Origin of the sequence: Burkholderia sp. Bp9143 (assembly GCF_003853645.1) — a bacterium.
Classification (GTDB): Bacteria; Pseudomonadota; Gammaproteobacteria; order Burkholderiales; family Burkholderiaceae; genus Burkholderia.
In genome coordinates this window covers 68,540-81,138 of record NZ_QTPO01000036.1, presented here as the reverse complement: position 1 = coordinate 81,138, position 12,599 = coordinate 68,540, and the positions used below count along the sequence as shown (strand labels likewise).

The following is a 12,599-nucleotide window of genomic DNA, read 5'->3' as shown; positions in this document are numbered from 1 at the left end:
CGGCAACCGGGAGAAGGACCAAGTATGGCTGCGCTGAGCTTGAAGGGCGTCAGGAAATCCTACGACGGCAAGCAGCACGTGCTGCACGGCATCGACGTGGAGATCGCCGACGGCGAATTCATCGTGCTGGTCGGCCCGTCGGGCTGCGGCAAGTCGACGCTGCTGCGGATGATCGCGGGGCTCGAGACGGTGACGGACGGCGAGATCGCGATCGGCGATCGCGTCGTCAACGCGCTGGAGCCGAAGGATCGCGACATCGCGATGGTGTTCCAGAACTATGCGCTGTATCCGCACATGACGGTCGCGCAGAACATGGGCTACGGGCTGAAGATCCGCGGCATCGAGCGCGCGACGATCGACTCGCGGGTGGCCGCGGCCGCGAAGATCCTCGAACTCGAGCCGCTGCTCGCGCGGCGGCCGCGCGAACTGTCGGGCGGCCAGCGGCAGCGCGTCGCGATGGGGCGTGCGATCGTGCGCGAGCCGTCGGTGTTCCTGTTCGACGAGCCGCTGTCGAACCTCGATGCGAAGCTGCGCGTGCAGATGCGGCTCGAGATCCAGCGGCTGCATGCGCGGCTCGCGACGACGAGCGTGTACGTGACGCACGACCAGATCGAGGCGATGACGCTCGCGCAGCGCGTGATCGTGATGAACCGCGGCTATGCGGAGCAGATCGGCGCGCCGGTCGACGTGTACGAGAAGCCGGCGACAGTGTTCGTCGCGGGCTTCATCGGCTCGCCGGCGATGAACCTGATGCACGGCCGACTGTCGGACGATGGCGCGACGTTTGCGGTCGCGGGCGGCGGTCCGGCGCTGCCGGTCGCCGGCGCGCCTGGCATCGGCACCGCGATCGCCACGGGGCGCGACTGGGTGCTCGGTGTGCGGCCGGAGCACATGACGCCGCAGCCGGGTGTCGCGCAGGCGACGCTGCCGGTCGACTCGTGCGAACTGCTCGGCGCGGACAACCTCGCGCACGGCCGCTGGGGCAACCACGACGTCGCTGTGCGCCTGCCGCACGCGGATCGTCCCGTGCGCGGCACGGCGCTGGGCGCCGCGCTGCCCGCGCACCGGCTGCATTTCTTCGATCCCGAGACCGGCAAGCGTGCCGGCTGACCCTGACGGACCCGCTGCGAGGCGCACGATGACTTCCCGTACCGACTGGCCCTATCCGCGCGTCGTCGCCCATCGCGGCGGCGGCACGCTCGCGCCGGAGAACACGCTCGCCGCGCTCGACGAGGGCGCGCGGCGCGGTCACCGGATGGTCGAGTTCGACGCGAAGCTGTCCGCCGACGACGTGAGCTTCCTGTTGCACGACGACACGGTCGACCGCACGTCGAACGGCCGCGGTCCGGCGGCGGGCATGCGTTATGCGGCGCTGGCCGAGCTCGACGCTGGTGCCTGGTTCGACACGCGTTTCGCGGGCGAGCGGATGCCGACGCTTGAGGCGGCGGCGGCGCGCTGCATCGCGCATCGGTTGGCGGCGAACGTCGAAATCAAGCCGTGCCCGGGCCGAGAGCGCGACACGGGGCAGCGGGTGGCCGCCGATGCGGCCGCGTACTGGCACGGCGCGGCCGTGCCGCCGCTGCTGTCGTCGTTCTCGTTCGACGCGCTGCAACAGGCGCGCGCGAGCGCCCCGGCGCTGCCGCGCGGGATGCTGTACGAGGCGGTGCCGGACGACTGGCACGCGCAGGCAGTCGGCGCGCTCGGCTGCGTATCGTTGCACGCAAACCACAAGGAACTCGACGAACCGCTCGTGCGAGCGATCAAGGCAGCCGGGCTGCGCATCCTGGTTTATACGGTCAACGACCTCGCCCGGGGGCGCGAACTCGTGCGCTGGGGCGTCGATGCGGTCTGCACGGACCGCATCGACCTGATCGGCCCGACGGCACTCGACGACATCGTGTAACGCCGCGCCATACGGCAAAACCCTGCACGGGAACGTGCCTGACGCGAAAAAACGACGCCCCGGCGGGATTCCGACCGGGGCGTTTCACATCGCGGGCCCGTTACTCGAGGAAAATTCCGCTACAAATTGCAGCAGGATTAACCATTCCCCAAATATTCGACTACGCTTAGAAGCGGTAGCCGACGTTCAGGTACGTGACGATCGGGTTGAGAGAGATCTTCGCTTTCGACGTCTCGGTCAGGGTGCCGACCGGCGTCCGGCGGGCCGTCGTGAAGGTTGCGGTCACGCTGACCGGGATGTACGAGATCGACAGGCCCCCGAACCAGTGTTTCGTGAAGTTGTACGTGAAGCCAGCATTGAACACGGGGGCCCATTGGTTGCTGGTCGTAGCGCTGGTCGGGCCACCGAGCACGCCGTTCTCGAAGCTGCTGTTCGTGATCTTTGCGCCGGTGAACCAGACATACGTCGCGCCGACGCCGACATACGGACGGAACTTCGCGTTGGCGTCGTTGAAGTGGTAGCGAAGCAACACGGCGGGGCTCCACTGATACGCACGACCGAGTACGCCGAACTTTTCGAACTGACCCTTGCCGGTAATGTCGAACTTCGGCGGTATCCCCATGACGAGCTCGGTGGAGATGTGGTCGGTGACGAAGTAGCCAGCTGCGAGCCCAAGCGTATCGGCGTCGTTGATGCCGGCGCCCGTGTTGGGGATCGATTGGTTGATGGGCGTGCCGCCGACACCGTACAGGAACAGCGGGTCGCTGCTGTCCTGAGGGGACAGGTGGAACCAGCCCGTGCTGACATAGAAGTCGCCTGCAGATTGTGCGTGTGCCGTACCGCCCGCAAATGCGAGCGCTGCGGCCCCCGTAATGGCCAGTTTTCGATTCATTGTGTCTCCTCCGATCAAAGGCGTGCTCATTATGACGACTGCGTTTAAAACCAAACAAGCTCGCAAGTTAGAGCTTTCTCCCTAGCATTCGCACGACCGTACGCTTCCGCGCCCCGCCGGGACAGGCATTCTACGCAGGTGCGCATTTTCGGACCTTCGGGTATTTCCTAACGCGTTCAAACGGACATTCAGCATGGCACGGTTAGCACGACTCTACGTTCCCGACCAGCCGCAGCACGTGATACTGCGCGGCCTGGATCAGCAACCCGCGTTCGTCGACGACCAGGACTACGAACTCTTCATCGATTGTCTGAAGGCCGCGGCACGCGATCACCATCTTTCGGTACATGCCTACGTGCTGCTTCCGCGTCAGGTGCAACTCCTCGTGACGCCGAGCGACGAGGCGAGCCTGCCGAAGGCGATGCAGGCGGTCGGCCGCCGCTACGTCGCGCACTTCAACCGGCGTTATTCGCGCCGGGGCACCCTGTGGGAAGGCCGCTATCGCGCGACCGTGATCGAAGGCGAGCGCTATTTCCTGCTCGCGAGCCGCGTGGTCGAGATGAGCCCGGTGCGCTCGCAGCTGGTCGCGACGCCCGACGCCTATCGCTGGTCGAGTTTCCGGCACCACGTCGGGCTCACCGTCGACAGCCTGATCACCGACCATCCGCTCTACTGGGCGCTCGGCAACACGCCGTTCGACCGTCAGCGCGCGTACAAGGAGCTGTGCGAGCAGCCGCTCGACGAGCGGCAGGCCGATCAGCTCCAGCAGGCGACGCTGAAGGGTTGGGTGCTCGGCGGCGAAAACTACCGCGAGTGGGCAGCGCGCACCGCGAATCGCCGCGTGTCGCCGCTGCCGCGCGGACGCCCCAGAAAGGTGCGTGAAAACACTCCGCCGATCCAGCAGTAACCCGGGAAAGGCGGATCACGAGGCGGCGCTGCGGGCGCCGCTTCTTTTTGCACCATGACGATGCGGCCCCAATAAAACGGCACCAGATCGGAGCATTGGTTTAATTGGGGATCTATCAAGCGGTTTTTGTTGCTATTCCTTTGATTCGTCGCGTATATTCCGAATTCCGGTGGCCCGGGTGAAGCTCGCCCAACCACTGTCGGCCGTGCCGTCTCCCGTCGGGAGCGGGATCGACGGCAACAAAAAAATGGTTCAACGGCCCTCGAGGCCCCTTTACGACGGTGTCCCCATGAACGACCACCAGCAGCCGCTCGCCGCGGTGCCCGCCGCACAAGGTCTGTACGACCCGCAAAACGAACACGACGCCTGCGGCGTCGGCTTCGTCGCTCACATCAAGGGCAAGAAGAGCCACGAGATCATTCAGCAGGGTCTGAAGATCCTCGAGAACCTCGACCACCGCGGCGCGGTCGGTGCCGATCCGCTGATGGGCGACGGTGCCGGCATCCTGATCCAGATTCCGGACGCGTTCTATCGCGAGGAAATGTCGAAGCAGGGCGTGACGCTGCCGCCGGCCGGCGAATATGGGGTTGGGATGATCTTCCTGCCGAAGGAGAACGCGTCGCGTCTCGCGTGCGAGCAGGAGCTCGAGCGGACGGTGCGGGCAGAGGGTCAGGTTGTGCTCGGCTGGCGCGACGTGCCGGTCGACCATGCGATGCCGATCTCGCCGACGGTCAAGGCGAGCGAGCCGCTGATCCGCCAGATCTTCATCGGCCGCGGCAAGGACATCATGGTGACGGACGCGCTCGAGCGGAAGCTGTATGTGATCCGCAAGACCGCGAGCCACCGCATCCAGGCGCTGAAGCTCAAGCACGGCAAGGAGTACTTCGTGCCGTCGATGTCGGCGCGCACGATCGTCTACAAGGGGCTGCTGCTGGCGGGCCAGGTCGGCGTGTACTACCGCGACCTGCAGGACGAGCGCGTCGTGTCGGCGCTCGCGCTCGTGCACCAGCGCTTCTCGACCAACACGTTCCCGGCCTGGGAACTGGCTCACCCGTACCGGATGATCGCGCACAACGGCGAGATCAACACGGTGAAGGGCAACGTGAACTGGCTGAACGCGCGTACCGGCGCGATCGCGTCGCACGTGCTCGCCGACGACCTGCCCAAGCTGTGGCCGCTGATCTACCCGGGCCAGTCGGACACCGCATCGTTCGACAACTGTCTCGAACTGCTGGTGATGGCCGGCTACCCGCTGGTGCACGCGGTGATGATGATGATCCCGGAAGCCTGGGAACAGCACACGCTGATGGACGAGAACCGCCGCGCGTTCTACGAATACCACGCCGCGATGATGGAGCCGTGGGACGGCCCCGCCGCGATCGCGTTCACCGACGGCCGCCAGATCGGCGCGACGCTCGACCGTAACGGCCTGCGCCCGGCGCGCTACATCGTGACCGACGACGACCTCGTCATCATGGCGTCGGAAGCCGGCACGCTGCCGATCCCCGAATCGAAGATCGTCAAGAAGTGGCGCCTGCAACCGGGCAAGATGTTCCTGATCGACATGGAACACGGCCGCATCATCGACGACAAGGAGCTCAAGGACAACCTCGCGAACGCGAAGCCGTACAAGAGCTGGATCGACGCCGTGCGCATCAAGCTCGACGAGATCGAGCCGAAGGCCGAGGAAGTCGCGGCCGGCCGCACGCAGGGTGCCGCGCTGCTCGACCGCCAGCAGGCGTTCGGCTATACGCAGGAAGACCTGAAGTTCCTGATGGCGCCGATGGCGCAGCAGGGCGAAGAGGCCGTCGGTTCGATGGGCAACGACTCGCCGCTCGCGGTGATGTCGAACAAGAACAAGACGCTCTATCACTACTTCAAGCAGCTGTTCGCGCAGGTCACGAACCCGCCGATCGACCCGATCCGCGAGAACATGGTCATGTCGCTCGTGTCGTTCATCGGCCCGAAGCCGAACCTGCTCGACACGAACAACATCAACCCGCCGATGCGTCTCGAAGTGTCGCAGCCGGTGCTCGACTTCAAGGACATCGCGAAGATTCGCGCGATCGACCAGTACACGGGCGGCAAGTTCAGCGCGTACGAACTGAACATCTGCTATCCGGTCGCGTGGGGCAAGGAAGGCATCGAGGCACGCCTCGCGTCGCTGTGCGCGGAAGCCGTCGACGCGGTCAAGTCGGGCTACAACATGCTGATCGTGTCGGACCGCAAGACGGACGCCGAGCACGTCGCGATTCCGGCGCTGCTCGCCACGTCGGCGATCCACACGCACCTCGTTCAGCAAGGGCTGCGCACGAGCACGGGCCTCGTCGTCGAGACGGGCTCCGCACGTGAAACGCACCACTTCGCGCTGCTCGCGGGCTACGGCGCGGAAGCCGTGCACCCGTACCTCGCGATGGAAACGCTCGCGAAGATGGCAGAAGGCCTGTCGGGCGACCTGTCGCCGGAGAAGGCCGTCTACAACTTCACGAAGGCGGTCGGCAAGGGCCTGCAGAAGGTGATGTCGAAGATGGGCATCTCGACGTACATGTCGTACACGGGCGCGCAGATCTTCGAAGCGCTCGGCCTGTCGAGCGACCTCGTCGAGAAGTACTTCAAGGGCACGGCCTCGAAGGTCGGCGGCATCGGCCTGTTCGAAGTCGCGGAAGAAGCGATCCGCCTGCACCGCGACGCGTTCGGCGACAACCCGGTCCTGCGCGACATGCTCGACGCGGGCGGCGAGTACGCATACCGCGTGCGCGGCGAAGACCACATGTGGACGCCGGATTCGATCGCGAAGCTCCAGCACGCGACGCGCAGCAACTCGTACCAGACGTACAAGGAATACGCGCACCTGATCAACGACCAGACCAAGCGTCACATGACGTTCCGCGGCCTGTTCGAGTTCAAGGTCGAGCCGACCAAGGCCATCCCGATCGACGACGTCGAATCGGCGAAGGACATCGTCAAGCGCTTCGCGACGGGCGCGATGTCGCTCGGTTCGATCAGCACCGAAGCGCACGCGACGCTCGCAGTCGCGATGAACCGGATCGGCGGCAAGTCGAACACTGGCGAAGGCGGCGAGGACGAGAAGCGCTACCGCAACGAACTGCGCGGCATTCCGATCAAGGCTGGCGAGACGCTGAAGTCGGTGATCGGCGACGAGATCGTCAGCGACATTCCGCTGAAGGACGGCGATTCGCTGCGCTCGAAGATCAAGCAGGTCGCGTCGGGCCGCTTCGGCGTCACCGCCGAGTACCTCGCGTCGGCCGACCAGATCCAGATCAAGATGGCGCAGGGCGCGAAGCCGGGCGAAGGCGGCCAGCTGCCGGGCCACAAGGTGTCGGAATACATCGGCAAGCTGCGTTACTCGGTGCCGGGCGTCGGCCTGATCTCGCCGCCGCCGCACCACGACATCTACTCGATCGAGGATCTGGCGCAGCTGATCCACGACCTGAAGAACGTGAACCCGAGCTCGAGCATCTCGGTGAAGCTGGTGTCGGAAGTCGGCGTCGGCACGGTTGCGGCCGGTGTCGCGAAGGCGAAGGCCGACCACGTCGTGATCGCGGGCCATGACGGTGGCACGGGCGCATCGCCGCTGTCGTCGGTCAAGCATGCGGGCACGCCGTGGGAACTCGGCCTCGCCGAAACGCAGCAGACGCTGGTGCTGAACCGCCTGCGCGGCCGCATCCGCGTGCAGGCCGACGGCCAGATGAAGACGGGCCGCGACGTCGTGATCGGCGCGCTGCTCGGCGCGGACGAATTCGGCTTCGCAACGGCGCCGCTCGTCGTCGAAGGCTGCATCATGATGCGCAAGTGCCATCTGAACACGTGCCCGGTCGGCGTCGCGACGCAGGATCCGGTGCTGCGTGCGAAGTTCAAGGGCCAGCCCGAGCACGTCGTGAACTACTTCTTCTTCGTTGCCGAGGAAGTGCGCGAAATCATGGCGCAGCTCGGTGTCGCGAAGTTCGACGACCTGATCGGCCGTGCCGACCTGCTCGATACGCGCAAGGGCATCGAGCACTGGAAGGCGAAGGGCCTCGACTTCTCGCGCGTGTTCTACCAGCCGGAAGAGTGCGAGGACGTCGCGCCGCGTCACGTCGACGTGCAGGATCACGGCCTCGAGCGCGCGCTCGACCACGTGCTGATCGAGAAGGCGAAGGCCGCGATCGAGAACGGCGAGCATGTGTCGTTCATCCAGCCGGTGCGCAACGTGAACCGCACGGTCGGCGCGATGCTGTCGGGCGTGATCGCGAAGAAGCACGGCCATGACGGCCTGGCCGACGACGCGGTGCACATCCAGCTGAAGGGCACGGCAGGCCAGAGCTTCGGCGCGTTCCTCGCGAAGGGCGTGACGCTCGACCTCGTCGGCGACGGCAACGACTACGTCGGCAAGGGCCTGTCGGGCGGCCGGATCATCATTCGCCCGACCAACGACTTCCGCGGCAAGTCCGAGGAAAACATCATCTGCGGCAACACGGTGATGTACGGCGCGATCGAAGGCGAATCGTTCTTCCGCGGCGTCGCGGGCGAGCGCTTCTGCGTGCGCAACTCGGGCGCGACGGCGGTCGTCGAAGGTACGGGCGACCACGGTTGCGAATACATGACGGGCGGCACGGTCGTCGTGCTCGGCGAGACCGGGCGCAACTTCGCGGCCGGCATGTCGGGCGGTCTCGCATACATCTACGATCCGGAAGGCACGTTCGCGGCGAAGTGCAACAAGTCGATGGTCGCGCTCGATCCGGTGCTGCAGCAGGCCGAGCAGGACCGTACGGTCGACCGCGCGCTCTGGCACGCAGGCACGACGGACGAAGCGCTGCTCAAGGGGCTCGTCGAGCGTCATTTCCAGTTCACGGGTTCGCCGCGTGCGAAGTCGCTGCTGGAAAACTGGGACGCGGCGCGCCGCCAGTTCGTGAAGGTGTTCCCGCACGAATACAAGCGCGCGCTGGGCGAGATCGGTGCGAAGAAGGCGGCGAAGGAAGTGCTGGCCGCCTGAGCGACGAACGACATAGCGAATGCCGCGCGCGCCTGACTGCCGCGCGCGGCTCCCCCACCCGATACACCGAACAGAAGAGCACCTTATGGGCAAGGCAACCGGTTTTCTGGAGTTCGAACGCCGCCACGAGGCGTACGAAGCACCGCTCACGCGCGTGAAGCACTACAAGGAATTCGTCGCGGCACTGACCGACGCGGACGCGAAGGTCCAGGGCGCACGCTGCATGGATTGCGGCATCCCGTTCTGCAACAACGGCTGCCCGGTCAACAACATCATCCCGGACTTCAACGATCTCGTTTACCGCCAGGACTGGCAGCAGGCGATCGAAGTCCTGCATTCGACCAACAACTTCCCCGAGTTCACGGGCCGCATCTGCCCGGCGCCGTGCGAGGCAGCCTGCACGCTCGGGATCAACAACGATCCGGTCGGCATCAAGTCGATCGAGCACGCGATCATCGACAAGGCCTGGGCGGAAGGCTGGGTGAAGCCGCTGCCGCCCGAGCACAAGACCGGCAAGAAGGTGGCGGTCGTCGGTTCGGGCCCCGCGGGCCTCGCCGCCGCGCAGCAGCTCGCGCGCGCCGGCCACGACGTGACGGTGTTCGAGAAGAACGATCGCGTCGGCGGCCTGCTGCGTTACGGCATCCCCGACTTCAAGCTCGAGAAGTGGCTGATCGATCGCCGCATGCGCCAGATGGAAGCGGAAGGCGTGACGTTCCGCACAAGCGTGTTCATCGGCAAGGATCCGCTGCCCGAGTCGATCGGCAGCCTCGCGAAGGAAACCATTTCGCCGGAGAAGCTGAAGGAAGAATTCGACGCGGTCGTGATCGCGGGCGGTTCGGAAACGCCGCGCGACCTGCCGGTGCCGGGCCGTGAGCTCGCCGGTGTCCATTTCGCGATGGATTTCCTGCCGCAGCAGAACCGCGTGAATGCGGGCGACAAGCTCGTCGACCAACTGGTCGCGAAGGGCAAACACGTGATCGTGATCGGCGGCGGCGACACGGGTTCGGACTGCGTCGGCACGTCGAACCGTCACGGTGCGAAGCAGGTCACGCAGTTCGAGCTGCTGCCGCAGCCGCCGGAAGAGGAAAACAAGCCGCTCGTGTGGCCGTACTGGCCGATCAAGCTGCGCACGTCGTCGTCGCACGAGGAAGGCTGCGAGCGTGACTGGGCGGTCGCGACCAAGCGTCTCGAAGGCAAGAACGGTAAGGTCGAGAAGCTGATCGCGGTGCGCGTCGAGTGGAAGGACGGCAAGATGCAGGAAGTGCCGGGCTCCGAGTTCGAGATGAAGGCCGACCTGGTGCTGCTCGCGATGGGCTTCACGCAGCCGGCAGCCACCGTGCTCGAGGCGTTCGGCGTCGCGAAGGACGCACGCGGCAACGCGCGTGCGGCGACCGAAGGCGATCGCTCGTACTACACGTCGGTCGACAAGGTGTTCGCGGCAGGCGACATGCGCCGCGGCCAGTCGCTCGTCGTCTGGGCGATCCGCGAAGGCCGCCAGTGCGCGCGCTCGGTCGACGCGTACCTGATGGGGCATTCGGAACTGCCGCGGTAAGCTCGATCGCGCAAGCAGGTTCCGATGAAAACCGGGGGTCCGAAAGGGCGCCCGGTTTTTTTATGGCCGGCGCCCGCAGGCGCCGATGTCCGTCGACCCCCAGTCCCGGTCGCGCGTGTTCGGGGCTGCCGCCAACCCTCCCCATTTCCGCGAAGCGTCGCCTAACCTGATCACATCGGGTGCTGATTTTCCGCGATCCTGTTTTCTTTCGTTTTGTAATATTCCTTGAAAACTGTCATATCATGTCGCCCCTTCAGTCGCGTTCGCGCGGCCGTCGCATATGACTGACCCCATTTACAAGGACTCTGGATGGAAGCATTCGTGCAAGGGCTGATCGACGCCGTCAACGGCGTGCTGTGGAACTACGTGCTGATCGCGCTGCTGCTCGGCGTGGGCGCGTGGTTCACGCTGCGGTTCCGGATGATCCAGCTGAAGGCGTTGTTCCTCAGCACGAAACTGGTCGGCAGCAAGGGTGAGCCGGGCAGCATCTCGTCGTTCCAGGCGTTCGCGACCGGGCTCGCGAGCCGCGTCGGCACCGGCAACATCGCGGGCGTCGCGGTCGCGCTGACGGTCGGCGGGCCGGGCGCGATCTTCTGGATGTGGATGACGGCGCTCGTCGGGATGTCGTCCGCGTTCGTCGAGGCGACGCTCGCGCAGATCTTCAAGGTGTCGCATCCGGACGGCAGCTATCGCGGCGGCCCCGCGTACTACATCCAGACGGGCTTGCGCTCGCGCGGCTTCGGCGTGCTGTTCTCGCTGTCGCTGATTCTCGCGTTCGGCTTCGTGTTCAACGCGGTGCAGGCCAATGCGATCGCCGACGCGTTCCATACGTCGTTCGGCTGGCGCCGCGAGACGGTCGGCCTTTGCCTCGTGCTGCTCACCGCGCCGCTCATCTTCGGCGGGATTCGCCGCATCGCGTCGGTCGCGCAGGTGATCGTGCCGGTGATGGCGATCGGCTACCTCGCGCTGGCGGTCTACGCGGTCGCGACGCACGTCACACTTGTGCCGGGCGTGATCGCGCTGATCGTGAAGAGCGCGTTCGGGCTCGAACAGGCGGCGGGCGGCCTGACCGGCTATGCGGTCAGCCAGGCGGTCGCGATGGGCGTGAAGCGCGGGTTGTTCTCGAACGAGGCCGGCATGGGCAGCGCGCCGAACGCGGCCGCGACCGCGAGCGTGCGGCATCCGGTCGTGCAGGGACTGATCCAGATGCTCGGCGTGTTCGTCGACACGATCGTGATCTGCAGTGCGACGGCGTTCGTGATCCTGCTGTCGGGCCAGTACGAACTCGGCACCGGCATGGAAGGCGCGGCGCTCACGCAGCGCGCGATCGCGAGCCACGTCGGCGACTGGGGCGGCATCTACATGGCCGTCGCGATCTTCTTCTTCGCGTACTCGTCGGTGATCGGCAATTACGCATACGCGGAAGGCAACGTCGAATTCATCACGAAGCGGCGCGGCGTGCTGCCGCTGTTCCGCATCGCGGTGCTCGGGATGGTGATGTTCGGCAGCGTCGGGAAACTGCCGCTCGTGTGGGCGATGGCCGATACGAGCATGGGGCTGATGGCGATCATCAACCTGGTCGCGATCCTCGCGCTCGGCAAGTATGCGCATGCCGCGTGGCGCGACTATCGCCGCCAGCGCGCGGAAGGTGTCGCCGATCCGGTGTTCACGCGCAACACGATTCCCGAGCTTGCGCGCGTGCTGCCCGCCGATGTGTGGGGCGAGCACGGCCCGCTGCCGCAGCGTCCGGCTTCGGAGGATGCGGTGGTCGAAGCGCGCGTGGCGGTGCGCGAGTCATGAACGGCGACCGGCTCCGTGCATTCGTCGCGCTGGTGCCCGATGCGGCATCGCGCGATGCGCTGCACGCGTTGCCGGTCACCCGCGGCGCGCGCCGCACGATGCCCGATCAATTGCACGTGACGCTCGCGTTCATCGGCGCAATCGAACGGGAGCGGTGCAATGCGCTGGCCGCGCGCCTGCCGGCACTCGCGGCCGGGCATGCGCTGCCGTTACAGGTGGTCGAGCGGATCGCGTGGTGGCCGAGCCTGCCGCGCGCGAGGCTGATCGTCGCGGAACTGGCGTCCGATCCCGCCTGTGCGGCGCTGAATGCCGACGTGTCCGCGCTGCTGCACGAACTGGGCGTGCCGGCCGACCGCCGGCCGTTCAGGCCGCACGTCACGCTCGCGCGGCTGCCGCGCGACGCAGACGGGCAGCCTGCGCACGGCGGCGCGACCGGGCGGCCGGTCGCGCTGCGTTTCGTCGCGCTGACGCTATTTGAAAGCCGGCTGTCGCACGACGGCGTGTCGCATGTGCCGATCGTGTCGGTGCCGGTCGCGCCGGCGTAGCGGGAAG

The 12,599-nt window shown here is 66.2% G+C and carries 8 protein-coding genes; 7 read left to right on the top strand and 1 reads right to left on the bottom strand.

The features are described 5' to 3' along the window. The first annotated feature begins 24 nt into the window (after window positions 1-24). Window positions 25-1,110, top strand: a complete 1,086-nt coding sequence (locus DIE23_RS25500) for a sn-glycerol-3-phosphate import ATP-binding protein UgpC (RefSeq protein WP_124614642.1) — start codon at window positions 25-27, stop codon at window positions 1,108-1,110. A gap of 28 nt (window positions 1,111-1,138) precedes the next feature. Further along, window positions 1,139-1,903 carry a glycerophosphodiester phosphodiesterase gene (gene ugpQ, locus DIE23_RS25495; protein WP_124614641.1) on the top strand — a complete coding sequence of 255 codons (765 nt, stop codon included), beginning with the start codon at window positions 1,139-1,141 and terminating at the stop codon, window positions 1,901-1,903. Window positions 1,904-2,069: 166 nt separating this feature from the next. Here ugpQ and DIE23_RS25490 read toward each other — a convergent pair whose 3' ends face one another. Continuing rightward, window positions 2,070-2,795 carry an OmpW family protein gene (locus DIE23_RS25490; protein WP_124614640.1) on the bottom strand — a complete coding sequence of 242 codons (726 nt, stop codon included), beginning with the start codon at window positions 2,793-2,795 and terminating at the stop codon, window positions 2,070-2,072. A 193-nt stretch (window positions 2,796-2,988) separates the two neighbouring features. Between DIE23_RS25490 and DIE23_RS25485 the strand changes: the two genes are divergently transcribed. From DIE23_RS25485 to thpR, 5 genes are all read left to right on the top strand, one after another. Continuing rightward, the gene (locus tag DIE23_RS25485; RefSeq protein ID WP_124614639.1) at window positions 2,989-3,702 is read left to right on the top strand and encodes a transposase; all 714 of its coding nucleotides are present in this window, start codon (window positions 2,989-2,991) and stop codon (window positions 3,700-3,702) included. Window positions 3,703-3,991: 289 nt separating this feature from the next. Next, complete coding sequence (locus DIE23_RS25475) at window positions 3,992-8,695, top strand: glutamate synthase-related protein (RefSeq protein ID WP_124614637.1); 4,704 nt, start codon at window positions 3,992-3,994, stop codon at window positions 8,693-8,695. A gap of 85 nt (window positions 8,696-8,780) precedes the next feature. Beyond that, entirely contained in the window at window positions 8,781-10,247 is a 1,467-nt protein-coding gene (locus tag DIE23_RS25470; protein ID WP_124614636.1) for a glutamate synthase subunit beta, read from the top strand. A gap of 309 nt (window positions 10,248-10,556) precedes the next feature. Next, the gene (locus DIE23_RS25465; RefSeq protein ID WP_124614635.1) at window positions 10,557-12,047 is read left to right on the top strand and encodes a sodium:alanine symporter family protein; all 1,491 of its coding nucleotides are present in this window, start codon (window positions 10,557-10,559) and stop codon (window positions 12,045-12,047) included. Continuing rightward, window positions 12,044-12,592: an RNA 2',3'-cyclic phosphodiesterase gene (thpR, locus tag DIE23_RS25460; RefSeq protein ID WP_124614634.1), complete on the top strand. Its 549-nt coding sequence runs from the start codon at window positions 12,044-12,046 to the stop codon at window positions 12,590-12,592. Before DIE23_RS25465 ends, thpR begins: the two co-directional genes overlap by 4 nt. Window positions 12,593-12,599 lie beyond the last annotated feature (7 nt).